This is a genomic window from Paenibacillus sp. FSL M7-0420 (genome assembly GCF_038002345.1).
Taxonomy (GTDB): domain Bacteria; phylum Bacillota; class Bacilli; order Paenibacillales; family Paenibacillaceae; genus Paenibacillus_AQ.
Window position 1 is genome coordinate 4,037,449 of sequence record NZ_JBBOCJ010000001.1, and the last position, 24,585, is coordinate 4,062,033.

Sequence of the window (24,585 nt, forward strand, 5' to 3'; positions counted from 1 at the left end):
CCCCAATCCGCTTAGCTCCTGGCCGATTGCTTGTATTCCTGCGGCAGCTTGCCGAATTGCTTCTTGAACATGTCGCTGAAATGCCGCGCGTTGTTGTAGCCGACCCGGTCGGCAATCTCGTAGACCATCAGATCACTCTGCAGCAGCAGCCGCTGGGCATGACCCATCCGCACTTCAGTAACATAATTCTTGAAGTTCTGGCCGGTATGCTTCTTGAAGAAGCTGCTGAAATAATAAGGATTCATATACACCATGGCGGCTATGGACTCCAGCGTAATATTCTCGGCATAATGCTCCTCCACATAGGTTTTCACCTGCGCAAGCTGCGGCATTTCCTTGCTGGAGATCCGGCAGATCAGCTGCTCAGACATTTTGGACAGGACCGCTTCAAATTCCTGCTGCAGTGTGCCGAAGGTCGGGGCATCCGCCAGCTTTTCCAGCAGCGGCTTCTCTCCCTGATTCAACAGCCCCGCATCCGCGCCGAAGTCAGCCATATCCTGTTCAAGCTGGATCACGGCATTATACACATAGGACACCGCCTGGTTCCGGCTTTCTCCAGAGAGCAGCCGCACGGTCTTCAGCAGCTCGCCCGTTAATGCCGTTAGCCGCTCCTTGTCGAGTGATTTGAGCGCTTCCGGCAGGCTACTCTGGATGGCAGCAAGTGCAGATACAGGTACAGCAGCCTCCAATGACTCTTCGGGATAGGGAATTACCCGGTTCAATCCGGCGAAATATCTGAATCTTAGCGCTTTCAGTGCAGACTGGTAAGAATCCGCCGCCTCTTCAATGCCGCTGGCCGGGCGGCCGATGCCTATTGAGACCTGCAGCTTCAGAAAGCTGTTGATTTTGTGATGCAGATCCTCCATTAATTGCTGCGGTTCATTCAGATGCTCATGCTGGAGCAGCACCCCGAAACGCTCTCCTTTTCGGAACACATACCCGTTGCCCCTGCTGTCCACTGTCTCCTTGATGATATTCAGCAAAGCGAACTCCACCAGCTTGCGTTCCCGTTCCTCCCAGCGTGAAGGCTGGCCGCCGTATTCATCCGTCTCAATGACACACACGCTGGCATAGCGGGTAATTGCCGTGTTGCCCATCCGGGCAAGCGTAGCTGCCGCCGCCTTATTGCCATCGGTCAGCTGCTCCAGCTGCTCCTCCACCGTAACAGACAGGTTCTTCCGCTCATAGGACTTGAGCATTTCCTTGTTGCGCTCTTCCTCGGATTCCTGGCGGATTACCATAGCTGCGCGGATCACTACCTGCTCCAGCTGGCCCGTATTCACCGGCTTGACCAGATAATCCAGCGCCCCGTATTGTACCGCTTGCCGGGCATAAGTAAATTCCTGATAGGCGCTGATAAAGACCACCTTGATCGGACGCCCGGAATGATGAATTTCACGGATAATATCTATACCCGAATAACCCGGCATACTGATGTCACTGATAATCAGATCGGGATGACAGCTGTCGATCATCGCCTTCAGCTCTATCCCGTCACAAGCTTCCCCTACTATATCAAGCCCGAGGCTCTCCCAGGCTATGAGCTTCTTCAGCCCGCGCAGAATAACCGGCTCGTCGTCCGCGAGCAGCACCCGTATGGTTCTGTTCATTGCTGCACCTCCGCATGGTTGTCATTGATATATTATTACAGGATTGCGGCCGTTTCAGTCTGTATTCATTATTGAAGAGATTCATCCAATTATACTGTATCATGACACCTCCGGCAGCCGGGTGAAGCTTTTTAAGAGGAAAGCGCAGTTTTTTAAGACAATTGTGAGGCTGGGAACTCCTGCCGGACTCGTGGTACAATATCTGATATGATCCTCGAAAAAGTTGGTGAACTCTTGATCTATCTCATTAAATTCGTATACAGCTTTGTCCTGCCGCCCGGGATATTCGTCCTGCTGCTGCTGGGCATGGTGGTCTGGCTGTGGAAAAATAGCCGCCGTCCCGCAATCGTGCTGCTGGCGGTCACACTCCTGCTCTATCTGTCGATGACCTCTGCTGTCGCCGACACGCTGATCGGGAGCTTGGAGCGGAAGTACCCTCAGCCTGCTTCCGCAGAGGGGGATGTGATCGTAATCCTCGGCGGCGGGGCCACCTCCGGCACCCCGGATCTGGACGGGCAGGGCAATATGTCCGGTCCGGCCGCGAACCGCCTGCTGGCGGCTGCGCGGCTGTACCGCGAGACTGGCCTGCCGGTTATTTTCTCCGGGGGACAGGTATTCGCCGACAGCGGCAATGAAGCGGATATCGCCCGGCGGCAGCTCATCGGCCTCGGCATCCCCGCAGAGGATATCCTGCCGGAGAACCGCTCGCTCAATACGGAGCAGAATGCGGTCAACACCGCGAAGCTCATGCAGGAGCATGGCTTCAGCCGTCCCGTTCTGGTGACCTCCGGCTTCCATATGCCGCGCAGCATGCTCCAGTTCGAGCATGCCGGACTTATGCCGCAGGCTTTTCCGGTCGATTTTCAGGCCAGCCGTCCTATGTCACTCTATGTAAGCAAATTCACTCCGTCCGCCGGAGCCGTCTCCACAACCGGGCTGGCGCTGAAGGAGTATCTGGGGGTAATCGCCGCGAAGCTGCTGCCTTGACCCCTGCAGCTGGCTGCACGCGGCCGGACGCCCATCCAAGAAAGCGAGGTGCCGTAACCAGTGAACCCCTATGATGAAGAGAAGTTAACCGGCGGAAATGTAAACGAAATTATCCGCAAGGCAGACACCGTCCGCCGTCCCACAGGGAGCTGGAGCCCAAGTATTCATGCACTGCTACAACATTTGGAGCAGCAGAATTTCGCAGGAGCACCCAGATTCCTGGGTGTAGATGAAGCTGGGCGCGAAATCCTATCCTTTCTTCCCGGCGAGGTTCCGGGCAACGCTTATCCTGAGCTGGAGCCGTACATGTGGTCGGAAGAGACCCTTACGGGCCTGGCGCGCCTGCTGCGCAGCTATCATGATGCAACGGTGGGCTTCGTACCGAATAGTATACATACGGAGTGGCAGCTTCCCTATGCCGATCCTGACGCACATGAAGTGATCTGCCATAATGACGCGGCGCTGTACAACGTGGTGTTTCAGCATGGTTCGCCCGTGGCGCTGATTGATTTCGACATGGCTGGTCCGGGCCCGCGCCTATGGGACATTGCCTATACCCTCTACACCTCAGTTCCGCTCGCCGGTTTTGCACCCGACTATCTGACAGGCTCCACGGTACCTTATCAGGCAGACCTGCATGCGGCAGACCGGCAGCGGCGGATTCAGCTGTTTTTTGAAGCCTATGGACTCGCTGTCCCGGAAGATCTGCATGTCTGGCTGACCCGGCGGCTCACGGCTATGTGCGATACGCTGAAGAAGGAGGCCGGGGCGGGCAATCCTGCTTTTGTCACAATGGTGGAAGAAGGCCACCTGGCCCACTACGAGCGCGAGCTGCAATTCATAGCCGACCATTACAGCGAATGGACTACTGCTTGAAGCAAAAGCCGGAACCCTACACACATAGGAGTTCCGGCTTTATTCGTTACACTTCCTCTTTAATCAACTCTGTAAAAACCGCAGACACTGCTTCGCCCAGCAGCTTCGGCTCAAGCTCCATCTGAACGCCGATCCGGCCTGCGCTGACCGCGATTGTCTCAAGCTCCGCCGCACTGCTGTGAATGAACGTAGGGTAGAGCTTCTTCATCCCGACAGGGGAACAGCCCCCGCGGACATATCCCGTGTGCTTCAGCAGGTCCTTCAGCGGCAGCAGCTCAATCTTCTTCACTCCGGCGGCTCTGGCGGCTCGCTTCAGATCCAGCTCCTCAGCAACCGGGATCACATAGACATACGGCTGCGGTCCGCTGTGTGCGACCAGTGTCTTGAATACTACCTCAGGAGGCAGGCCAATCTTCTCAGCAACCGCTGTTCCGTGAATCAGCCCGTCCTCATTGTCGTAGCTATGAATGGTGTAGCTTATCTTCCTTGCATCCAGTATGCGCATGGCATTTGTTTTGTTCATGTGCCGCTCCCCCTAATCCCGGGGATAATTGATTTGCATAATGTCCATGAACGGCACCTTGATAATCTCTTCGTTATTTCTGACATGCACCCTGCCGGTACGCGAATCCATCTCTACAATCACCCCGCGCACCTCTTCTTCCTTCCCCCAGACCGTCAGCAGAATCTCGGAATCCTCCTGCTTCGCCTCTACCAGCTGGTTGCCCAGCTCCTCAAGCACGAATTCGTCGCGGGTGGGACGTTTTGCCACTTTTGCCTTCGCCACACTTTGCCTCCAGTAAGCCATTACAGAATATAGGATCATGCCCGGTGTAAATGCTCGTGTCTATTATACCATGAGAGGAAGCCTGATTTTACACAAATCACGATTATTATTCATGATTCAAAAGTGCGGCCCCCGCGATGCCGGGATGGGTCATTTCATACGGGTCCAGAATCAGGTTCAGCTCTTCCTCGCTAAGCACATTGTACTTCAGACACAAGGCCCGCACCGATTCTCCGGTCAGAATGGCTTCCCTGGCAATCCGCGAGACGACCTCATACCCCAGATGCGGGTTCACGGCGGTAATGATACCGACGCTTCGCTCCACCTCACGCGCAAGCTTCTCCTTGTTGGCTTCAATCCCTGCCAGACAATAGTCGGTGAACACCCGGAAGGAATTGTTCATGATGCTGATCGACTGAATCAGATTGAACACCATCACCGGCTCCATAACGTTCAGCTCCAGTTGACCGGCCTGAGCAGCGAGGCAGATCGTATGATCATTGCCAATCACCTGAAAAGCCACCTGGTTAATCACCTCGGCCATCACCGGATTCACCTTACCGGGCATGATGGACGATCCCGGCTGGCGGGCCGGCAGCGTAATCTCATTGAAGCCGGAACGCGGGCCCGAGGCCATCAGCCGCAGGTCATTGGCGATTTTGGACATATTCATCATGCAGACCTTCAGCGAGGCCGAGACTTCGGTATAAGCATCCGTGTTCTGCGTAGCATCCACCAGATGCTCCGCGCTGACCAGCGGCAGACCGCTGATCTCGGCCAGCAGCTCGACGACCCGCTTGATGTACCGGGGATCGGCGTTCAGTCCGGTACCTACGGCGGTCGCGCCCATGTTCACCTCATACAGATGGCCGCGCGTATGCTCGATCCGCTGAATATCACGCTCCAGCACCCGGCTGTACGCCTCGAATTCCTGTCCGAGACGGATCGGCACCGCATCCTGCAGGTGGGTCCGCCCCATTTTAATCACGGAATCGAATTCAGCCGCCTTCTGCAAAAACACACCGTGCATCGTCCGCATCGTAATCAGCAGCTGCTCCAGCAGCGATAGCGTGGCAATATGAATCGCCGTCGGAAAAGCATCGTTCGTCGATTGCGCCATATTCACATGAGTGTTCGGACTGAGCTGTAAGTAATCCCCTTTGGCCTTGCCCAGCAGCTCCAGCGCACGGTTCGCAATCACTTCATTGGCATTCATATTCAGTGAGGTACCCGCGCCGCCTTGAATCGGATCCACGATGAACTGCTCATCCCATTTCCCCGCAATCACCTCGTCAGCCGCTTGGACAATAACCTCACCCAGACCCTTATAGAGGCGGCCGATTTCCATGTTGGCGAGCGCAGCGGATTTTTTGACAATCCCCATCGCCTTGATTAATTCATGGTGCACACGGTAGCCGGTAATCGGGAAATTCTCCACCGCCCGGAGGGTCTGTATCCCGTAATAGGCCTGATGCTCCACTTGCTTGCTGCCCAAAAAATCCTTCTCCAGCCGATATTCCGTCTCTGTCATCCTGCTCTCCCCCATGTTTTCAGTAGTAGATCCTCTGCTGCAAATTAGTTAACTTATTCTTTCCTTGCAGCGTTAAAGATATTACCTTCATTGCTGCGCCATGCTCAGGGCCTATGCGGGTAGCGCAAAGAACCCGGCAGCCATTGCTGACCCCCGGGCTCTATGTCATTGTAGCTTAAAATTTGAGATAGTTCCAATCCGAAAAAATCTTAAGTTCCCCAGGGAGCGAAGTGTTCCGTTTAGACCATATAATGTTCAAATGATACCGGTTTGCCGTTAATCAGCGACTGTATTCCCCTATGCTTATTGTCTATGTTGAGCTGTAGGCGCTCATTGCCGCTCCAGGCTGTATACGTGGCCGACAGGATCTCTCCCTCCGTAAATTCCGGTGCCCGCTGCATAGCGGCTGCGGCAAATTCCTCAAGACTGTGTATCCCCAGCTCCGCCGCCTGATCTGTGCTAAGTGCTTCGACTACGACGCCTCCCGGCATGTTCTTGGACGTTACCTCCAGATAGGATGGCCGCTCCAGAAGTTCGTATTCATGCGATACATAGACGGCAAAATACACATTGCCCGCATGTCCAAGCAGCGCCTTGGGCTGCCTGATCCATTCGCCTAACGGAAGCACCCCGACGATGGCCGTATCCTTTCCTTCAGGCACCGGGAACAGCGACAGGATCGTGTTCCGGTGATACAGCACCTCCATATAAGGACTCTGGTGCCGGGGATCGCCCGGCTGATAGCCTTCACCCGGATGGAAAAAATAAAGCCGGTTCACGCCCGCCGCCGCCGGAACCGGGAGCGAGAAGGCCCAGCGCAGCTGCTCATTATCGAATTCCTCCACCCGCTCCCACATCCCGCCTGCCGCGTAATCCTTGCAGATATAGGCGTAAGAATGCAGCGCCGGCTGGCGCTCCGGGGAACCGGCAATCACCTTCTCGGTCTTCTTGCAGACCTCTGCCGGTAACTGGCGGTTCAGGGCAGCGGAGCGCACCTCCTCCGGCGCTTCATAATAGAGGAACCCTGCATATTCGGTACGGGGCATCTCCGCAGGCAGAGCGAAATCCCCGAACTGCACATAGTCATGCAGCACATTGCCTTCTGCCGGAACATCATGCGGCCAGCCCCGGGAATGCGCGCCCGCCCAGGCCCCTTGCAGGTACCACTGGCTCCGCTCGGTCCACAGGAAGTCCAGCATCTCGCCCAGCGTCTGTTTGATCCCGTTGTCCTCTTCCAGCTCCCAGGCGCAGGTGAACGCCTGCACCCAGTGCCAGAACCACGGCAGGCTGCCATATTCCGGCATGCCCTTCGCACGGATATGCGCCAGCGTCAGCTCCAGGCTGTGCCGCCCGTCCTCCCTCAGCAGATCATCCTCGAACAGCCTGCCGAAGATCAGCTTCGCCGCCGTATATTTCGCCTCATGATGGCCGAAGGTCGCTACCTGCTTACGGAAGAAGGCGCTGCGGTAGATATGGCCGATAGCTGTATGGAACGCCACCCGCAGTCCCGCGCTGAACCGGTCGGAATATTGCCGGTTGAACCAGACCATCAGGCTGCCCATAATCTCAACCGGCAGCTCATGCGGTGCAGCCTCTCCGGGAGTAGGATGAAGCCCCAGCGGCCAATGTCCATACAATGGGGTCCCCGGCATCCGGTTCTGGAGTCTAACTGTTTCTAATAGTACAGACTCGGCTTTCCGCTTGGCATCCTCCTTGCCAAACGGCAGCTCCAGAGTGTCATCCACCGCAGCGGCAAACAGATAAGACGCATAATAGAAGTTGTTCCGCACATCATCATGGAACCAGAGTCCGCTGTACAACAGCGGGCGGCGCTCCGCCTCCACCGCGATAGCGGATATAATCTGCCTTTGGCGTATTTTAGAAGTCATCTGTTGCTGAGGCATATCTGCCATCTCGTTCACCCTCCGTAAGTATGAATTCCATATTTTTAATCCTGAATAAATTCCCTGTACTCCAGCTCTATTGTGCACGCTTTCAGTTCAGATGGCAATCTTATCGCTGAATAAATAAACTAAAATAAACGTACTAAAAAAGATTATGCTTGATAAATGAACGTAAATGGATTAAGTTGTACCTATACGAACGAAAATATGTTTTCTAAGGAGACTGAATATTCGATGGAAAGACGTTTTGCATCACATCCGAATGAAGTGAAGCAGTTTGACACTGAGCGCCTGCGTAAGGAGTTCCATATCCCGGTTATCTTTGCACCAGATGAGCTGAAGCTTGTCCTGACCCATGAAGACCGCATGATCGTTGGCGGAGCGAATCCGGTGAACGGCGAGGTGGCTCTGACCACGGACCTCAAGGAGCTGGGCGTAACCTATTTCCTGGAACGCCGTGAGCTGGGCGTTATCAATGTCGGCGGCAAGGGTTCGGTTGTTGTGGACGGAACTGAATATGAGGTTGATTTCAAGGAATGCCTGTATGTGGGCCAAGGCTCGAAGGATGTTATTTTCAAGAGTGCGGACAGCGCCAAGCCGGCCAAATTCTATCTGAATTCCGCTCCGGCACACCAGTCTTACCCGACTACGAAGACTACGCTGGCTGAATCCGAATCCGGAGCCATGGGCGGTCTGGAGAATTCCAACGAACGGACGATTCACCGCTTCATCCACACGAACGGTGTGCAGAGCGCACAGCTTGTCATGGGCATGACTCAGCTGAAGCCGGGCAGCATGTGGAACACCATGCCATCCCACACGCATCCGCGCCGGATGGAAGCCTACTTCTATTTCGATCTGCCGGACGATTCCATCGTCTTCCACCTGATGGGCGAACCGACCGAGACCCGCCACATCGTCATGCACAATGAACAGGCTGTCATCTCCCCGAGCTGGTCCATTCACAGCGGTGTTGGTACGCATAACTATACCTTCATCTGGAGCATGGCCGGAGACAACAAGCGGTATGATGATATGGACCCCGTAGGGATGAAAGAATTACAATAGTAGCAAATCAACTACGGAAAGATGAGGCAGGCGGATGAACCCGATACGGCGGCACGAGATGATTATGGAAGTTATGCTGAACCAGAAGGATGTAACCGTGAACGAATTGAGCGACAAGCTCCAGGTCACCGGCAAAACGATCCGCGAGGACTTAAGCAAGCTGGAGGAGCAGGGACTGATTATGCGCGTCCACGGCGGTGCCGTGCTGGCACAGAGCGATCAGTTCGGCATTCTGCCCCTGCGCAATCCGCTGGATAAATACGCTGAGGAGAAGACGGAGATTGCCCGGCGTGCGCTGGCGCATATCGCTCCGGATGATATCATTGCCCTGGACGGCGGAAGCACAACGCTTGAGATTGCCCGGCGGCTTACGAATATGCCTCTTACGGTCATTACCAATGATGTCTACATCATCAGTGAGCTGGTCCAGAGAGATAACATCCGTCTGGTCGTACCCGGCGGCTACCGTGTCCGCAATATGCTGGCCGGTCCCGAAGCCGTATCCTATGTACAGAAGCTTAATATTCAAAAAGCCTTCCTCTCGGCCACAGCCGTTCATATTGAACACGGCCTGTCCATCTATACCGGCGATCTTATAGATTTCAAACAGGCGTTAGTCTCCACGGCCCGTCAGGTGTTCGCCGCATGCGATCATCACAAGTTCGGTCAGACCGCGCTGCGCACCTTCGCTTCCCTGCAGGAGGTCGATGTTCTGCTGACAGACAGCGGGCTTGCCCCGGAGACCGCCGGGCTGTTCCGCAAGGCCGGCATCAACATTGAATGCTGATAATTATACAATTCAAATCGCTCAAAGGAGAGAATAATCATATGTCATCTTTATTCAGCTTGGCAGGTAAGACAGCAATCGTAACAGGCGCAGCACAAGGTCTTGGACAAGGCATTGCCATCGCCTTCGCAGAAGCCGGTGCAGACGTAGTCTCCGTATCGCTTAATTCCAGTGACGAGACCGTAGCTGCTTGTGAAGCTTTTGGCGTCAAAGCACTGAGCATCGCCGCTGATCTCAGCGACCATTCCAAGCTTCAAGCCATGTTCGATGAAGCCGTTGCTTTCACCGGCAAAGTAGATATCCTGGTGAACTGTGCAGGCATGATCCGCCGTACTCCAGCCAAGGACCACAGTGAGAAAGACTGGTTCGATGTGATTAACCTTAACCAGAACACCGTCTTCCTGCTGTCCCAGATCGTCGGCCGCCACTTCCTCGAAAGAGGCAATGGTAAAATCATCAACATCGCCTCCATGCTCTCCTACCAGGGCGGCATCAACGTGCCGGGCTACACCGCAAGCAAGCATGCCGTAGCCGGTCTGACCAAAGCCTTTGCCAATGAATGGGCAGGCTCGGGCCTTAACATCAACGCAATTGCTCCAGGCTACATGGCTACAGAGAACACCGCTCCTATCCGTGCGGACCAGAGCCGCTCCGACTCCATCCTTGACCGTATTCCAGCCGGACGCTGGGGAACTGCCGATGATGTGAAGGGACCTGCCGTATTCCTGGCCTCCGCCGCTTCCGACTACCTGAACGGCCACATTCTGAATGTGGATGGCGGCTGGTTGGCTAGATAAGGAATCCAAATACAAAGAACCCCCGGTTGCTTCTTATGAAGCTTGACCGGGGGTTTTGTATGTTCCTTATAGTCTGCTCATGAGCTGAGGACGGGTTATGTTGTCCGAAATTCTTTTTAGACAGATCAGATTGCCAATTCCAAGAACCGCGAGATAGATCGTGGACCCCAGCAGCATGTTAGGAGCCAAGTAGATGATCGCTAATACCGGGAACACAAACAGAACCGACAGAAGGCTTGTCGCATACAAGCCCTGACGCGGAGTTCTGAGCCGCAGAGAAAGAATAGCTGCTATGAACATCATGGCTGTGGATGAGAGCAGACTAACGGGAAACAGCAGGATAAGCTGTGCCGCTGTATAGCCTTGGAGGGAGACAAGATCAGGCATGATCAGTGCTGCAATAGTTACGCCCGCCAGCGTCAGCACAGATGAGAGGGTCAGCATGACCGCCGTTACAAGCACGGGAATCATACATTTGGCCAGAAAGACCGGACGGATCTGCAGAGGTGTAGATAATAAGGCTTCCCCTGTCTTATATACTTTCTCCCCGCCTATGGAGTACGCTATTAAGTTGGTCGGCACTCTCGGTATCATTAGCACGGTTAGCAGGACGGCATAATTCAGGTCAAGCGTTCCCGTAAAATACAGCAGCAGACACACCATCGCAACCGGCGAGAAGCACAGCAATCCAAAGCTCAGGAGCATCCTTTTCAAGGTCATTAGCATCTTCCATTCCAATCTTAAAACCATGCCAAATTGAGATTTCGGGAGAGTTAGTGATATACGCTGCTGATGCACTCTCTCCGGCTTCTGGATGGTGATGGGCTGGAAGAAATCCGGCTGCTTCATCCTCCAGATCTTCGCTGCGAACATCGAAATAACCCAAAGGTAAATCAATGCACAGATACAACTTATGATCAGCGCCGATAACAAGTCCACGGTTCCTATAACCGACAGACAGATGACAAATAGAAAGCTCAGAGGATAAGCCATTAGCGACACCCTCTGGTTGGCAGCCCGCAAATCCCCTGATGTGGAGGAAGCATACACCCCGCCCATGCATATTGCACTATAATTCAATGCAGCCACTACCATGATGCACATCCATTGCCAAGGATTCAACACCGCTCCGCCGCCGGCAAGATAGCTCGTGAACACAGAGCAGAGGACGGTTATAATGAAGTAGCCCAGCGCAAATAAGAAGCAGAATTCAAACTTCCTCCAGAGCATGCTTTTCCCGTGGATTGGACTGGACAGGAGTGTCTCCAAAGTGCGGTGCTCCCGTTCTCCCGCGATGCTGTCGGATAACATGGGCCTCAGTAAGATTGCCGTATGTAATGCTGCGGCGGTTAAGGAGACTTCTACCCCGTGCATGAATAGTGGAACGATTATACCGGTAATGCCGATAGCTAGGCCATAAAAGAAGAGCATCCCTTTGTCACTTGTAAACTCCGCGCACTGAATACGAAAAACGGGATAGGATCTATTCATCGCCCTCCCCCCTGCTCCATATCCATATACAGCTTTTCAAGACTGAATTGGCCGTTCTCCAGGTAATGATCGCTGTCTTGAAGCATTGAAATGGAATCGGTAAAAATATTTCGCCCGTGCCGCAGAATCGTGACTCGATCGCATAGCTTCTGGACCTCTTCCAGATGATGTGTGGTCATAATGACAGTGGTCCCCTCCTCCTTCGCCAGCCGCGATAACATCTTCCTTAGATCGGTTGTACTGACAGGATCAAGCCCATTCGTAGGCTCATCCAGGATCAGTATGCGCGGTCTATGCAGCATGGCCCGGATCAGGGCAACCTTTTTACTCATGCCGGCAGACAACCCCTTAATCATCGTTCGTTCCTTGTCATGCAGTTCAAATGTCCGCAGCAGCTCGTCAATACGGCTACTCGATTCAACACGGCTCATGCCATAAATGTCAGCGTAATACATCAGGTTATCCCAGACGGTCAAAGACTCGTACAGCCCTGTATCTTCGGATACAACGCCGCACAGACCGCGTACGCTATCCCCCTCTTGTATAGGATTCTTCCCAAAAACAATGATATCCCCTTCATCCGGCTCCAGCAGACCAAGCAGCAGGCGAAGCGTTGTGGTCTTTCCCGCCCCATTATGCCCAAGCAGTGCGTAGACCTCGCCCTCCCCAATACTCAGATCCAGACCGTTTACAGCAGCCACATCGCCAAAGGACTTTCTGACCCCTTCGAACCGTATATTCTCCATGCTCCCCGCCCCATCCTTTAGACCATATTATGTATAGCTTACTGCACATTTTTTGTATAGTCAACTGTACATTAATTGTGTAGTGAACTTGACTAAGAGCGTATCCGTGCAACATAATAACAGAGTTGAGGTGCAGCAGCATTGCTTCAGGGGAGGTGGCAGGTTAGTGAAGACAAGAATACGCGAACTGCGAAAAGAGCGGCGGATTTCCCAAGAGGAATTGGCTAAGGCACTGCGTGTCACACGCCACACCATCACTTCAATTGAGAACGAAAAATACATCGCCTCCCTCCCGCTTGCCTATAAAATTTCAAAATTTTTCGGTTTGCCGATCGAGGATATTTTTGATTTTTCAGATGTGGAGGATATCGACTATGAAGTCTTTTGAAAAGGAGCTGCGGCGGCGAATCGTTATAAATTCATTTTATGCGGCAGGTATGGGGATAACCGTTATTGTGGCGTTTATATTCAAAGCGTTCGTATGGGGCAGGTTCGACACGCTGAACAGCTGGAATATAGGGATTCTCGCCGGTTTATTGTTCGGTTCGTGGATTACCGCCTTTCTCCGTATTGCCCGGCTCCGCAAGGTTCTCAAAGACCCTGAATTATTAGAAGCGTTACATATTGCCGCACAAGATGAACGAAACCGGATGATCGCCTTAAAAACTGGCAGGGCTGCTATACGTCTTTTCCTTCTTTTATTGTCACTTTCTGCTGTCGTCGCCTCTTTGATTAACCAAACCGTGTTCTTAACGATTGCTGTGACTTTGGTTACCCTTCTGTTGTTATACCTTCTGTTATCAGCATACTACTCCCGGACAATTTAACTTACTGGGGCAATGGAGGAAAATTGCATGAACGAGGAATTATTAGCTACGTTTGATGAGCAAGGCAATCGGACCGGAACCGCTCCCCGCGATGAGGTCCACAGGCAGGGGCTGTGGCATGAGACCTTCCACTGCTGGTTTGTCCGCAAGGCTGACAGTGGGCTGAGGATCTGCCTCCAGCTGCGCAGTCCGGAGAAGCGAGATTATGCCGGGCTGCTCGATATTACGGCTGCCGGACATCTGCTGGCTGACGAGACCGTTATGGACGGTATCCGCGAGGTGCAGGAGGAGCTGGGGCTTGAGATTGCTTTTGACGAGCTGCAGCCGCTGGGGGTCATCCCCTACCAGATGGACTCCGCCGGATTCATGGACCGTGAACGGGCGCATGTATATGTCTATGAGAACCGCTATGCACTAAGTGAATTCACCCCGCAGGTGGAAGAAGTGGCTGGAATCGTAGAGGCCCGCTTCGCTGACTTCCGCAGCTTCATCTCGGGAGCAGACAGCAAGCTTCATGTGCAGGGCTTCCAGGTCACCGTGAACGGGGAACGAATCGGCATCGACGAGCTGGTGGACTTCACGCACTTTGTCCCGCATGAGCGTGAATACTTCAGGCGGGTGATTGAGGGGATTGAGCGGTTGTACGGTCCAGCCACAACCTAAAACATACTTAAAAGGCAGAACCCGTCGACGGGGTTCTGCCTTCTTTTGTAACTCAATGTATCTTTGCTGATACTTGTAACTATATTACGCGATTTAGCTGCATCACTTATGCTGTAGCCGCTGCGCGCTTCAGAATTGCAAGTCCGTTCACTGCCAGCTTCAGCTCGGCCGGAGCCGCAGCGCCGGATTCAACATCGGTGTATGCTTGTCCGTCCAGTGTCACTACTTGCTCGGAGCCGCTGAAATTCTGCACGAATACATACTCATGCTCACCATCGGAACGCAGCTGGGCGGTTACTCCGGTCGGAAGCTCGGTGTTCAGAGTGCGGCTGATCCGCTCTTTTCCGGTAATCGCGGCGTACAGGTCCACATAGAACTGCGCATCCTTAACGCGTGTTGCCAGATGATAAGCCTTACCTGCTCCCAGCTTGTTCACTGTGAGTGCAGGACGTCCGGCGTAGAAGTCGCTGCGGTAATGGCCCAGCGCCTCAGCGCCTTCCAGATGAATCAGCTCGGCGATCTCATGTGCATCGTATTCCCCGCTCAGCTTCAAGCTGTTGCCTGGGTCCATTACTAAACCGTTCAGATCGCGGCTATGCAGTCCTTCTGTCTCTTCGGCCCAAATGCCCAGCGTTCTGCGCAGCGGTCCAGGGAAGCCGCCCAGGTGACACAGATCGGTCTCGCCGACTACTCCCGACCAATAGGTGGCCAGGAAGGTTCCGCCCTGCTCCACATACTTCTCAATCCGCTTCCCGTTCTCTTCGCTGATCAGGTACAGCATCGGAGCAATCACCAGCTTATAGCCGGACAGGTCATCGCCTGAGCCAACCACATCCACCGGAATTCCCAGCTCCCACAGTCCCCGGTAATGCTGAAGCACAGTCTCTTCATATTTCAGGCCGGAATTGCGGATACCTTGGGCATCCTTCACCGCCCAGCGGTTATCCCAATCGAATAGAATGGCTGTCTCAGCAGGAGTTGTTGTACCTACAACTTCCTCCAGTCCCGCCAGGGTACGGCCCACCTCAGCTACATCCTTGAAGACACGGGTCTCCGTGTGTCCGCTATGGTCGATCACCGCGCCGTGGAATTTCTCGCTGGAGCCGCGGCTTTTACGCCACTGGAAGTACTGTACAGAATCAGAACCATGCGCAACTGCCTGGAGTGAAGACAGCTTGTGCATCCCCGGACGCTTCAGCTTGCTGACAATCTGCCAGTTCGTGAGGGAAGGCGTGCTTTCCATAAGCAGGAACGGCTTCTTTTTGAAGCAGCGGTACATGTCATGATGCATCGCTGTCCAAGCGGCCAGACGGGCGTCATCATCGTCCTCGGTATATCCCCAGTCCGGGTAAGCGTCCCATGATACCACATCAAGAATCTTAGCCATGTTGCGGTAGTCTACGCCGTCAATCATATGCATGTTAGTGGTCACCGGCAGGTCAGGGTTAAAGCCCCGCACCGCGTCAATCTCATGCTGGCAGAAGTTGATCGTCTGATCGCTTACGAACCGGCGCCAGTCCAAGTTAAGCCCGTGAACCTGCATTTCACCATGCGGAGCAGGGGACTCGATCTGTTCCCAAGAAGTATACGTATGGCTCCAGAAGGTAGCCCACCAAGCGTGGTTCACCTCATCCAGATCATTATTGTACTTCGCCTTGAGCCAGTCTCTGAAGGCATCCTGACAGTAATTACAATGGCATTCGCCGCCGAATTCATTAGAGATATGCCAGCCGATCACTGCCGGGTGATGCGCATAACGCTCAGCAAGCTTGGAGTTGATCAGCGCAGTCTTTTCACGGTAGACCGGAGAAGTGAAGCAGTGATTATGACGGACACCATGCAGGTTGCGCACCCGGTTCCGTTCTACCCGCAGCACCTCAGGATACTTCTCGGACATCCATGCCGGACGCGCACCGCTCGGAGTAGCCAGGAAGGCATAAATGCCATTCGCCGCAAAACGGTCCAAGAGCTGGTCCATCCACTCAAAGTTAAATACCCCTTCTTCGCGCTCCAGGGAGACCCAGGAGAAAATCCCAACAGACATGACATTACAGCCTGCCAGCTTCATCATACGGATATCTTCTTCCAGCACCCCCGGATATTTCAGCCATTGCTCGGGACTATAGTCGGCGCCATGAAGCATTACAGGAGCCTTGCTGCTAATTGCAGGAACTTTGCTGCTCATATGATTTCATCCTCTCGTTTATGTGTGATGGTAGATGTCAGGATGGGACTTTTCACTGATACAATTTCCTTTGTGGCTCTGTCCCTCTTGCTTGTTACGATTTATACTATTTATAATAAAGGATAATCTGTGATCAATGGTAGGATAATAATAGCGTTTGCATAGCACAAAATGAATATGAGGTGTTCGTATGCTCCCCTTCTCTCTGATTGAAATGCCGCGTGACCTGAATGCTTTCCCTCTCTATCCATACTCTGTCGGCCGTCATATCCAGTATCACCATGTGCGTCCTGCCGGATTCCCAGTGCATCAGATTTTTCTGATCCGCAGCGGCAGCGGGCGGTTCCGTGACCTGGAGGACGGCACCGAAACGGTGCTGCAGCCTGGGATGGTCTATACATTCCCGCCTGACCGCGGGCATGAATATCATCCGTTATCCCACGAGCCGTGGCATGTCGGCTTCATCGGGTTCCACGGCAGCCAGTCTGCCTCCGTTCTGGAGGGTCTCGGCCTGCTGCCTCCGGCCCCGTTCCGCCTCGAACGGTTCGAAGAATGCTGGGAGATGCTGGGCGGGATCTGGCACACGGTGAATGGGAACAGCTCGTCGCGTCAGGAGGAACAGTCGATGCAGGACTTGTCGGTGACGTTGTACCGGCTGCTGCTGATGCTGCGCAGAAGTGAAGTGTCCACAGGTGCAGCGACCCGGCTGGAGAACGAGAACGTCCGCAACGAGGCGCTGAACAAAGCAGTCAGCCTGATCAACGAGCATTTCACCGAGCCGCTGCTGATCACCAATCTGGCGGCGGCTGTCGGTTATTCCGTCCAGCATTTCCAGCGTCTGTTCCTGCAGGAATACGGGGTCACTCCGCATAAGTATCTGCAGAACCTCCGGCTGCAGCGCGCCATGCAGATGCTGACCGAGGACCCGGAGCGTCCCGTGCAGGATATCGCCCTCAACCTTGGCATGGAGACCAATTACTTCATCCGGGTCTTCCGCAAGGCCCATGGGGTAACTCCCGGAGTAATGCGCAGCCGGCTGCATCCGGGCAAGGATCACTCTTGAGCTCGCTCTCGCTGGGCAAAAAAAATAGCTGCGGCGCACTTCCGGAGAAGTTCTGCCGCAGCCATTCACGCTAACCGTATTCCTAGTTACACCGCCGTAAACTGGCTGTTGTACAAGCGGGCGTAGTAGCCTCCGCTCTCCAGCAGTTCGTCATGCGTTCCGCTCTCCACGATATCTCCATCCTTCATGAACAGGATGAGGTCTGCCTCGCGGATCGTAGACAGCCGGTGGGCAATGACGAAGCTGGTCCGCCCGGTGATCATCGCCAGGAAGGCCTTCTGTATCCGCGCCTCTGTCAGCGTATCAATGCTGCTGGTCGCCTCATCCAGAATGAGCATCGGCGGATCAACCAGCATGACGCGGGCAATGGTGAGGAGTTGCTTCTGACCCTGGGAGAGATTGTCGCCCGAGGTGCTGATCCTGGTGTCATAGCCTTCAGGCAGGCGCTTGATGAAGCTGTGCGCGTTCGCGGCCTTAGCGGCCGCAATCACCTCCGCTTCGGTGGCCTCCGGCTTGCCGTAAGCAATGTTGTCGCGGATGGAGGCCCCGTACAGCCAGGTCTCCTGCAGCACCATGCCGAAATTGCGCCGCAGACTGTCGCGGGTGATGGAAGTAATATCTACGCCGTCAATCCGGATCGTTCCGCTGTCTACCTCATAGAAGCGCATCAGCAGGTTGACCAGCGTGGTCTTGCCTGCCCCGGTCTGGCCGACGATCGCCACGCGCGTGCCCGGCTTCACCTCCAGGCTGAAATCCTTGATCAGCGGGCGCTCCGGTGTATAGGCGAAGCTTACCTTGTCGAAGGTGATCGTTCCCCGGCTGTTCTCCATCACGTAGGCATCCGGCTGGTCCGGGGCCTCCTGCGGGAGATCCAGAATGGTGAAGATCCGCTGCGCCGAAGCTGTGGCAGACTGCAGCTGTGTGATCACACCAGTTATCTCATTGAACGGCTTCGCGAACAGACTGGAGTAGATCAGGAAGCTGGACAGATCCCCTACGGAGAACAGGTCTCCGATAACAAGCACACTTCCGATCATTGCAATCAGCGAGAAGGTGATATTATTAACCAGCCGCGTAGTCGGGTTCGAGAGCGAGCCATAGAACTGCGATTTCGTCCCTGTCTTGTACAGCTCATTATTCCGCTCGGCAAAGCCTGCAAAGGAGCGGTCCTCGTAATGATAAGCCTGCACCACCTTCTGCCCGCCGACGATTTCCTCGACATAGCCGTTCAGCCCCCCGAGAATCTTGGCCTGCTCACGGAACAGCTGCTGGGAGCGCATCGTAATGAACCGGGCAACGAAGAAGGTTGCGGGGGCAGACAGCAGCACCACCAGCGTCATTACAGGGCTGATATAGAGCATCAGCCCGATGGCTCCGGCGATGGTGACAAGCCCGGTCAGGAGCGTGGAGAAGCCCTGCAGCAGCCCGTCAGAGACGGCATCCATATCGTTCACGAACCGGCTGATGCTGTCGCCCTGGGGATGGTTATCATGGAACTTCAGCGGCAGGGCGTCCAGCTTGTCAAACAGCTCGCGGCGCAGGTCATAGACCGTGCGGAACGCCAGCTTATTCGTATAATAAGTGAGCAGCCAGCCGAAGAAGCTGCCGACCAGATACACACTGCCCAGAATCAGCAGCAGGCGCAGAATTTCCGGGAACTCCACCCGATCCGGTCCGATCATATGGTCGATGGCACGGCCAATCAGGAGCGGCCCGATCAGGCTGGCAACCACGCTCAGAATGGCGCAGAAGATAGCTCCATACGTTATTTTCCGGTACTCACGGGTATATTGAAACAGACGTTTCCAGGTCATTGTACTGTTCATTGTAAAGCCTCCTCGCTTGAGAGCTGTGACATGCAGATTTCCTGATAGACTGCGCAGCTCTCCAGCAGTTCCTCATGCGTACCGATTCCGGCAATCCGGCCTTCCTCGAAGACGATAATCTGATCGGCCTGCCTTACTGTGCTCACCCGCTGGGATACAAGCAGTACGGTCATATCTGTACTGTTCTTGCTTAGTGCGCGGCGCAGTGCCGCATCCGTAGCGAAGTCCAGCGCGCTGGAGGAATCATCCAGGATAAGAATCGGCGGACGTCCGACGACAGCGCGGGCAATGGTCAGGCGCTGCTTTTGGCCACCGGACAGGTTATGCCCGCCGCGTACCACCAGCGTATCCAGCCCTTCCGGCAGCCGGGTGATGAACTCCTCAGCCTGGGCTACCGCCGCTGCGGCCATGATCTCGTCCCGGGTAGCAGACGCCTTCCCCCAGCGGATATTCTCGGCAATCGTGCCGGTGAACAGCACCGCCTTCTGCGGCACGATGCCGATTCTGCTGCGCAGCTGCTCCAGCCGATAGTCCCGTACATTTACACCCTCGACTCTAACTTCTCCTTCCACAGCATCATAAAAGCGCGGAATCAGATTCACGAAAGTGCTCTTGCCTGAACCGGTACTGCCGATTAATCCAACCGTCTGCCCCTTGAGGATATCTACAGAGATATTCTCCAGGGCCAGTTCACCGGTCGTGTTATAGCCGAAAGAGACATTGCGGAAGGAAATCACCGGTGCTGCACCGTCCCGCTTCGCAGCAGGGGCATGAGCAGGCACTTCAACAACCGAAGCTGTCATCGCCAGCACCTCATTGATGCGGCTGGCAGACGACGAAGCTTTGGTGAACAGAATGACCAGATTGGAGACTACGATCAGGGCCAGCAGGATCTGGGTTACATAGTTAATGAATGCAATAATCTCACCCTGCGACAGACTCCCTGCTTCAATGTGAATGCCGCCTGCCCATAGAATGGCAATAATTGCTGCGTTCACTACCAGTGTCGTCATCGGTCCCAGCCAAGCGGAGATCCGTCCGACACGAATGGCCGTCTGCGTCAGATCCTCAGAGGCTTCATTGAAGCGCTGCTTCTCGCGGCGGCTCTCGGCGAAGGCCCGGATCACCCGGATGCCCGAGAGATTCTCGCTGAGCACCAGCGCAAGACGGTCCAGCTTAGCCTGATATTTGCGGTACATCGGCGAGCTGCGCGTAATAATGAAGTACAGAATGACTCCGAATACCGGAGTAGCGGCAATCAGGATCAGCGACAGGCGGAAATCCAGAATCATCGCCATAATAATAGCCCCGATACAGATGAATGGCGCACGGATGACCAGCCGGATGAGCATGGCTACTGCCAACTGCAGCTGGTTAACGTCGTTCGTGATCCGGTTGATCAGCGAAGGCGTGCCGATGACATCCAGCTCGGCATACGACAGCGAAGAGATGTGCTTGAACATTTTGTTGCGCAGCGTGGTGCCGAACCCCTGTGAGGCCCGCGCCGCATAATATTGACATACCATGGAGCAGCCGAAGCCCAGAATAGCCATCAGCACCATCAGGGACCCCATCCGGTAGACGTAGCTGCTATCCTGCTTGCCAATTCCGTTGTTGATGATCAGGGCTACAATCGTCGGCAGCAGCAGCTCGAGAACCGCCTCCAGCAGCTTGAAAATCGGCCCGATTGTCACTTCTTTCTTGTATGGTTTTAAGAAAACTGCAATTTTGCGCACATTCATCCTCACCTAACTTAGCGTAGTATGTAATCCTTCTTGAAAAAAATAAAAGACCCGTTATGATTATGTCATACCTGCTTATATATTCATAATATTGGTTTCGTATCTATCCCATATGGATAACGTATGTCATAACCCTAACAAATGGAGGCTATACCATGGATATCCGCCAATTAAAATATTTCCTGGCGATTGCTGAGGAAGGACAAATTACCTCCGCAGCCAGGAAGCTGCAAATGGCCCAGCCCCCGCTCAGCCAGCAGCTGAAGCTGCTGGAGGAGGAGCTTGGAGTCAAGCTGGTAGAGCGCGGACCGCGCAGCATCCAGCTGACGGATGCCGGAATCATTCTGCGTAACCGGGCCCAGCAGATCCTGGAGTTAACGGACTCCACCGCCCGGGAGATCAGCGACTATGCGAAAGGGCTGAAGGGGAGCCTTACCATTGGAACGGTCTCTTCATCAGGCGCTACCCTGCTGCACGAGCCGCTGACAGCGTTCCATAAGCGCTATTCGGGCGTAACCTTTGAGATTCATGAAGGCAATACGTTCATGATTATCGACCTGCTGAACAAGGGCATTGTTGAGGTGGGCATTATCCGCACCCCGTTCAACACCAGCAATCTGGAATGCCTGTATTTCCATTCGGAGCCGATGATCGCGGTGATGACCGCTGATTATGACTGGGCCCCCAGCCAGAGTGCTGCCCAGCTGGGCGAGCTGCAAGCCAAGCCGCTCATCATCTACCGCCGCTTCGAGCAGCTCATCCGCGAGACCTGTCTGGAGCACGGCTTTGAGCCACAGATCTTCTGTATGAACGATGATGCCCGGACCACGCTGCTCTGGGCCAATGCGGGACTCGGGATCGGCATCGTGCCCAAGTCGGCGTTCGAGCTGGCTAATCACAGCAACCTGATCTACAAAGAGATCCTTTGCGAGAGCCTGCGCACCCGCGTAGCCGCCGTGTGGATGAAGGATAAGTATTTGTCCACCATGGCTACCAAGTTCATCGAGACGTTCAAGTCGCTATGAACACGCCCCGCTCAGTCCCTCCCTTCTGGAGGATGTCCATTATCTGCGCCGGTCATCCTGCGGCTGGACTCTTTCCATATTCGCACCAAAATACCCCGCACCGGCCTAAGCCAGTCGCGGGGTTTCATAATCAGTCAAGGTTAACAGCCCGGCGGCAGCGCCGGTATTAGACCATGATTTTACAAATATCGTTCGTGAACTGCACCGGATCATTAACCTGCAGTCCTTCGATCAGGAGCGCCTGGTTGTACAAGAGGTTGGTGTACAGACCCAGCTTCTCCTTGTCGCCTTCGGCCGCAGCCTTCAGGGACTTGAATACATCATGGTGAATGTTGATTTCCAGCACCTTGTCCGCTTGCACATCCTGGCCGCCGTTAGGCATGGCCTTGAGGATTTTCTCCATCTCGATCGTCAGCTCGCCTTCGGTGGACAGGCAGACCGGATGGGATTTCAGCCGCTTGGAGGCTTTGACTGCCTTCACTTTGCCGGACAGAATGCCCTGCATGGCTTCGAACAATCCCTTGTTCTCATTCTCTTCCGCTTCGGATGGCTTATCCTCGGCACTCTCTTCAATGCCTAAGTCGCCGCTGGAGACATTTCTGAACTCCTTCTCCTTGTACGCCATGATCATCTTGATGGCGAATTCATCGATATCATCGGTGAAGTAAAGAATCTCGTAGCCCTTGTCCAGCACCATTTCGGTCTGCGGCAGCTTCTCAATGCGCTCTACCGATTCACCGGAAGCGTAGTAGATATATTTCTGGTCTTCCGGCATTCTCTCAACATATTCAGCCAGCGTCACCAGCTTCTTCTCCTTGGAGGAGTGGAACATGAGGAGATCCTGCAGCGTTTCTTTTTCCATACCGTAGTCGTTATAGACCCCGAATTTCAGCTGTCTGCCAAAAGACTTGTAGAACGTCTCATACTGCTCACGCTCATCCTTCAGCAGGCTCAGGAGCTGGCTCTTGATCTTGCTCTTAATGTTCTTGGCGATCATTGTAAGCTGGCGGTCATGCTGCAGCATCTCACGGGAGATATTGAGCGACAGGTCCTCGGAATCGACCATCCCCTTGACGAAGCTGAAGTAATCCGGCAGCAGGTCGGCACATTTGTTCATAATCAGCACACCGTTGGAATAGAGCTCCAGGCCCTTCTCATATTCTTTGGTGTAGTAGTCGAACGGAGTATTCTCCGGGATGAACAGAATCGCGTTGTAGACCACTGCGCCGTCGGCACTGATGTGGATGTGCTTCAGCGGCTTGTCGAACCCGTAACGCTTCTCTGCATAGAAATTGTTGTAATCTTCATCAGTCAGCTCTTTCTTGTTCTTGCGCCAGATCGGCACCATGCTGTTGACCGTCTGCTCTTCCGTCACATCGATGAATTCATTCTCAGCGCCCTCTTTGGGCTGTCTGCCGGTAATGTCCATTTTGATCGGGAAGCGGATGAAGTCCGAATACTTCTTAATGATGGATTTCAGACGGTATTCTTCGAGGAATTCATCGTAGTTATCGTCTTCGGTGTTCTCTTTGATCTTCAGCGTAATTTCGGTACCGACCGTATCCTTCTCACAAGGCTCAATCGTGTAGCCGTCCGCACCCTGGGATTCCCATTTGAACGCCTGCTCGCTGCCCAGCGCCTTACTGATTACGGTCACATCGTCCGCCACCATGAATGCGGAATAGAAGCCGACCCCGAATTGTCCGATGATGTTGTGGCCATCCTTGGCTTCATTATCCTTCTTAAAAGCAAACGAGCCGCTGTTCGCGATAATCCCCAGATTATTCTCCAGCTCTTCCTGCGTCATCCCGATGCCGGTATCGGCAATGGTTAACGTGCGGCTTTCTTTGTCAGCGGTTACTTTAATGTAGTAGTCCTCTTTATTGAACACCAGACTATCATCGGCCAGTGCCTTGTAATAGATTTTATCGATGGCATCACTTGCATTGGAGATCAGCTCCCGCAGAAAAATCTCGCGCTGCGTATAAATGGAGTTAATCATCATTTCCAGCAGTCTTTTGGATTCAGCTTTAAACTCTTTTTTAGCCATGAATAAATAAATCTCCTTTCAAAAGTAACCTTCGGATTGCGGAGCATCGTTTAGCACTCCACACACTTGAGTGCTAACACTCCCTTTTATATACCATATTCTAGTTTTTGATGTCAACATCTTACCGCCCAGGGAGCCCACAAAAAAAGAAATGCATTCTATTTTAGTCCATGTTAGCATTCGGGTTGTACTCCATTTGACCACAGAATCACAGAAAGGATCATGAACAATGATGAACATTCAGCTCGAAAGCATTCCGGCAACACGCATAGCTTATGTACGGCAGACAGGCCCCTACGGCCCCGCCAACGTTCAAGCGATGGAACAATTGAAGGGTTGGGCACGGGAACAAGGCTTGCTTCAAGGCTCGTCGGTGCTGTTCGGCATTCCGCAGGACAACCCTGAGACCACCCTGCCTGCGGAGTGCAGATATGATGCCTGCATGGCATCTTTGTGAGCTTTGTTTTCCTGTGCTTGAGTAAGGGAAGGAAGGCGCTTTGAAAAGCGACTGTCCCGAAATCCATGATATAGCTACTTGGGACAGCCTTTATATTGGAGCAGGATCAGCATGAGCGCTGCGGTGAAAATCTGGAGACCAAGGCGACCGCTATCGCTTTTTC

At 53.9% G+C, this 24,585-nt stretch carries 22 protein-coding genes; 11 read left to right on the forward strand and 11 right to left on the reverse strand.

All coding sequences use genetic code 11. From position 1 onward, the window contains the following. Positions 1 to 11 precede the first annotated feature (11 nt). A complete protein-coding gene (locus MKX51_RS17115) occupies positions 12 to 1,610 on the reverse strand; it encodes a response regulator transcription factor (RefSeq protein WP_340993249.1) in 1,599 nt (532 codons plus the stop codon). A 234-nt stretch (positions 1,611 to 1,844) separates the two neighbouring features. On the opposite strand from MKX51_RS17115, the gene MKX51_RS17120 reads away from it, so the two are divergent. Together MKX51_RS17120 and MKX51_RS17125 are read left to right on the forward strand one after the other, a co-directional pair. After that, entirely contained in the window at positions 1,845 to 2,597 is a 753-nt protein-coding gene (locus tag MKX51_RS17120) for a YdcF family protein (RefSeq protein WP_340993250.1), read from the forward strand. 60 nt (positions 2,598 to 2,657) lie between these two features. Then, on the forward strand, positions 2,658 to 3,473 hold the full coding sequence (locus MKX51_RS17125; protein ID WP_340993251.1) for an aminoglycoside phosphotransferase family protein: 816 nt from the start codon (positions 2,658 to 2,660) through the stop codon (positions 3,471 to 3,473). A gap of 46 nt (positions 3,474 to 3,519) precedes the next feature. Here the strand turns inward: MKX51_RS17125 and ybaK are convergent, their stop codons facing one another. The 4 genes from ybaK to MKX51_RS17145 form a co-directional block, all read right to left on the reverse strand. Further along, on the reverse strand, positions 3,520 to 3,996 hold the full coding sequence (gene ybaK / locus MKX51_RS17130; RefSeq protein WP_340940156.1) for a Cys-tRNA(Pro) deacylase: 477 nt from the start codon (positions 3,994 to 3,996) through the stop codon (positions 3,520 to 3,522). 12 nt (positions 3,997 to 4,008) lie between these two features. Further along, positions 4,009 to 4,281 (reverse strand): YolD-like family protein, encoded by a 273-nt coding sequence (locus MKX51_RS17135; protein WP_268748447.1) that lies wholly within the window; start codon positions 4,279 to 4,281, stop codon positions 4,009 to 4,011. A gap of 85 nt (positions 4,282 to 4,366) precedes the next feature. Beyond that, positions 4,367 to 5,791: an aspartate ammonia-lyase gene (gene aspA / locus MKX51_RS17140; RefSeq protein ID WP_340940152.1), complete on the reverse strand. Its 1,425-nt coding sequence runs from the start codon at positions 5,789 to 5,791 to the stop codon at positions 4,367 to 4,369. A gap of 239 nt (positions 5,792 to 6,030) precedes the next feature. Next, positions 6,031 to 7,704: a hypothetical protein gene (locus tag MKX51_RS17145; RefSeq protein ID WP_340993252.1), complete on the reverse strand. Its 1,674-nt coding sequence runs from the start codon at positions 7,702 to 7,704 to the stop codon at positions 6,031 to 6,033. Positions 7,705 to 7,929: 225 nt separating this feature from the next. On the opposite strand from MKX51_RS17145, the gene kduI reads away from it, so the two are divergent. Genes kduI through kduD form a run of 3 tightly spaced genes read left to right on the forward strand, consistent with a single transcriptional unit; the run spans position 7,930 to position 10,347 of the window. Next, entirely contained in the window at positions 7,930 to 8,763 is an 834-nt protein-coding gene (gene kduI / locus MKX51_RS17150; RefSeq protein WP_340940149.1) for a 5-dehydro-4-deoxy-D-glucuronate isomerase, read from the forward strand. A 34-nt stretch (positions 8,764 to 8,797) separates the two neighbouring features. Further along, a complete protein-coding gene (locus MKX51_RS17155; protein ID WP_340993253.1) occupies positions 8,798 to 9,550 on the forward strand; it encodes a DeoR/GlpR family DNA-binding transcription regulator in 753 nt (250 codons plus the stop codon). Between the two features lie 41 nt (positions 9,551 to 9,591). Further along, the gene (gene kduD / locus MKX51_RS17160; RefSeq protein WP_340940147.1) at positions 9,592 to 10,347 is read left to right on the forward strand and encodes a 2-dehydro-3-deoxy-D-gluconate 5-dehydrogenase KduD; all 756 of its coding nucleotides are present in this window, start codon (positions 9,592 to 9,594) and stop codon (positions 10,345 to 10,347) included. Positions 10,348 to 10,413: 66 nt separating this feature from the next. On the opposite strand, the gene MKX51_RS17165 is transcribed toward kduD, so the two are convergent. Further along, on the reverse strand, positions 10,414 to 11,838 hold the full coding sequence (locus MKX51_RS17165) for a hypothetical protein (protein ID WP_340993254.1): 1,425 nt from the start codon (positions 11,836 to 11,838) through the stop codon (positions 10,414 to 10,416). Continuing rightward, positions 11,835 to 12,584, reverse strand: a complete 750-nt coding sequence (locus tag MKX51_RS17170; protein WP_340993255.1) for an ABC transporter ATP-binding protein — start codon at positions 12,582 to 12,584, stop codon at positions 11,835 to 11,837. The genes MKX51_RS17165 and MKX51_RS17170 overlap by 4 nt, the downstream gene beginning before the upstream one ends. Before the next feature lie 166 nt (positions 12,585 to 12,750). Here MKX51_RS17170 and MKX51_RS17175 point away from each other — a divergent pair, with 166 nt between their 5' ends. The 3 genes from MKX51_RS17175 to MKX51_RS17185 are packed head-to-tail and all read left to right on the forward strand — an operon-like array spanning position 12,751 to position 14,074. Continuing rightward, positions 12,751 to 12,972 (forward strand): helix-turn-helix transcriptional regulator, encoded by a 222-nt coding sequence (locus tag MKX51_RS17175; RefSeq protein WP_036699162.1) that lies wholly within the window; start codon positions 12,751 to 12,753, stop codon positions 12,970 to 12,972. After that, positions 12,959 to 13,411 carry a hypothetical protein gene (locus tag MKX51_RS17180; protein ID WP_340993256.1) on the forward strand — a complete coding sequence of 151 codons (453 nt, stop codon included), beginning with the start codon at positions 12,959 to 12,961 and terminating at the stop codon, positions 13,409 to 13,411. The genes MKX51_RS17175 and MKX51_RS17180 overlap by 14 nt, the downstream gene beginning before the upstream one ends. A gap of 27 nt (positions 13,412 to 13,438) precedes the next feature. After that, positions 13,439 to 14,074 (forward strand): NUDIX hydrolase, encoded by a 636-nt coding sequence (locus tag MKX51_RS17185; RefSeq protein ID WP_340993257.1) that lies wholly within the window; start codon positions 13,439 to 13,441, stop codon positions 14,072 to 14,074. Between the two features lie 106 nt (positions 14,075 to 14,180). Here the strand turns inward: MKX51_RS17185 and MKX51_RS17190 are convergent, their stop codons facing one another. After that, positions 14,181 to 16,259, reverse strand: coding sequence for a beta-galactosidase (locus MKX51_RS17190; RefSeq protein WP_340993258.1), 2,079 nt, complete (start codon positions 16,257 to 16,259; stop codon positions 14,181 to 14,183). A 190-nt stretch (positions 16,260 to 16,449) separates the two neighbouring features. Here MKX51_RS17190 and MKX51_RS17195 point away from each other — a divergent pair, with 190 nt between their 5' ends. Continuing rightward, a complete protein-coding gene (locus MKX51_RS17195) occupies positions 16,450 to 17,322 on the forward strand; it encodes an AraC family transcriptional regulator (protein WP_340993259.1) in 873 nt (290 codons plus the stop codon). Positions 17,323 to 17,408: 86 nt separating this feature from the next. On the opposite strand, the gene MKX51_RS17200 is transcribed toward MKX51_RS17195, so the two are convergent. Both MKX51_RS17200 and MKX51_RS17205 read right to left on the reverse strand, forming a co-directional pair. Beyond that, positions 17,409 to 19,148, reverse strand: coding sequence for an ABC transporter ATP-binding protein (locus MKX51_RS17200; RefSeq protein ID WP_340940134.1), 1,740 nt, complete (start codon positions 19,146 to 19,148; stop codon positions 17,409 to 17,411). Continuing rightward, positions 19,145 to 20,884, reverse strand: coding sequence for an ABC transporter ATP-binding protein (locus MKX51_RS17205; protein WP_340993260.1), 1,740 nt, complete (start codon positions 20,882 to 20,884; stop codon positions 19,145 to 19,147). Before MKX51_RS17205 ends, MKX51_RS17200 begins: the two co-directional genes overlap by 4 nt. A 161-nt stretch (positions 20,885 to 21,045) precedes the next feature. On the opposite strand from MKX51_RS17205, the gene MKX51_RS17210 reads away from it, so the two are divergent. Next, positions 21,046 to 21,915 carry a LysR family transcriptional regulator gene (locus tag MKX51_RS17210; protein ID WP_076078711.1) on the forward strand — a complete coding sequence of 290 codons (870 nt, stop codon included), beginning with the start codon at positions 21,046 to 21,048 and terminating at the stop codon, positions 21,913 to 21,915. Between the two features lie 166 nt (positions 21,916 to 22,081). On the opposite strand, the gene htpG is transcribed toward MKX51_RS17210, so the two are convergent. Then, on the reverse strand, positions 22,082 to 23,965 hold the full coding sequence (gene htpG, locus MKX51_RS17215; protein WP_340940132.1) for a molecular chaperone HtpG: 1,884 nt from the start codon (positions 23,963 to 23,965) through the stop codon (positions 22,082 to 22,084). 229 nt (positions 23,966 to 24,194) lie between these two features. Between htpG and MKX51_RS17220 the strand changes: the two genes are divergently transcribed. Beyond that, a complete protein-coding gene (locus MKX51_RS17220; protein ID WP_340993261.1) occupies positions 24,195 to 24,422 on the forward strand; it encodes an AraC family transcriptional regulator in 228 nt (75 codons plus the stop codon). Positions 24,423 to 24,585 lie beyond the last annotated feature (163 nt).

Excerpts from the sequence above, each read along its gene's own strand:
- MKX51_RS17115 (WP_340993249.1), bottom strand. The coding sequence starts at position 1,610 with ATGAACAGAACCATACGGGTGCTGCTCGCGGACGACGAGCCGGTTATT.
- ybaK (WP_340940156.1), bottom strand. The coding sequence starts at position 3,996 with ATGAACAAAACAAATGCCATGCGCATACTGGATGCAAGGAAGATAAGC.
- MKX51_RS17135 (WP_268748447.1), bottom strand. The coding sequence starts at position 4,281 with ATGGCTTACTGGAGGCAAAGTGTGGCGAAGGCAAAAGTGGCAAAACGT.
- aspA (WP_340940152.1), bottom strand. The coding sequence starts at position 5,791 with ATGACAGAGACGGAATATCGGCTGGAGAAGGATTTTTTGGGCAGCAAG.
- MKX51_RS17145 (WP_340993252.1), bottom strand. The coding sequence starts at position 7,704 with ATGGCAGATATGCCTCAGCAACAGATGACTTCTAAAATACGCCAAAGG.
- kduI (WP_340940149.1), top strand. The coding sequence starts at position 7,930 with ATGGAAAGACGTTTTGCATCACATCCGAATGAAGTGAAGCAGTTTGAC.
- MKX51_RS17155 (WP_340993253.1), top strand. The coding sequence starts at position 8,798 with ATGAACCCGATACGGCGGCACGAGATGATTATGGAAGTTATGCTGAAC.
- kduD (WP_340940147.1), top strand. The coding sequence starts at position 9,592 with ATGTCATCTTTATTCAGCTTGGCAGGTAAGACAGCAATCGTAACAGGC.
- MKX51_RS17165 (WP_340993254.1), bottom strand. The coding sequence starts at position 11,838 with ATGAATAGATCCTATCCCGTTTTTCGTATTCAGTGCGCGGAGTTTACA.
- MKX51_RS17170 (WP_340993255.1), bottom strand. The coding sequence starts at position 12,584 with ATGGAGAATATACGGTTCGAAGGGGTCAGAAAGTCCTTTGGCGATGTG.
- MKX51_RS17180 (WP_340993256.1), top strand. The coding sequence starts at position 12,959 with ATGAAGTCTTTTGAAAAGGAGCTGCGGCGGCGAATCGTTATAAATTCA.
- MKX51_RS17185 (WP_340993257.1), top strand. The coding sequence starts at position 13,439 with ATGAACGAGGAATTATTAGCTACGTTTGATGAGCAAGGCAATCGGACC.
- MKX51_RS17190 (WP_340993258.1), bottom strand. The coding sequence starts at position 16,259 with ATGAGCAGCAAAGTTCCTGCAATTAGCAGCAAGGCTCCTGTAATGCTT.
- MKX51_RS17195 (WP_340993259.1), top strand. The coding sequence starts at position 16,450 with ATGCTCCCCTTCTCTCTGATTGAAATGCCGCGTGACCTGAATGCTTTC.
- MKX51_RS17200 (WP_340940134.1), bottom strand. The coding sequence starts at position 19,148 with ATGAACAGTACAATGACCTGGAAACGTCTGTTTCAATATACCCGTGAG.
- MKX51_RS17210 (WP_076078711.1), top strand. The coding sequence starts at position 21,046 with ATGGATATCCGCCAATTAAAATATTTCCTGGCGATTGCTGAGGAAGGA.
- htpG (WP_340940132.1), bottom strand. The coding sequence starts at position 23,965 with ATGGCTAAAAAAGAGTTTAAAGCTGAATCCAAAAGACTGCTGGAAATG.
- MKX51_RS17220 (WP_340993261.1), top strand. The coding sequence starts at position 24,195 with ATGATGAACATTCAGCTCGAAAGCATTCCGGCAACACGCATAGCTTAT.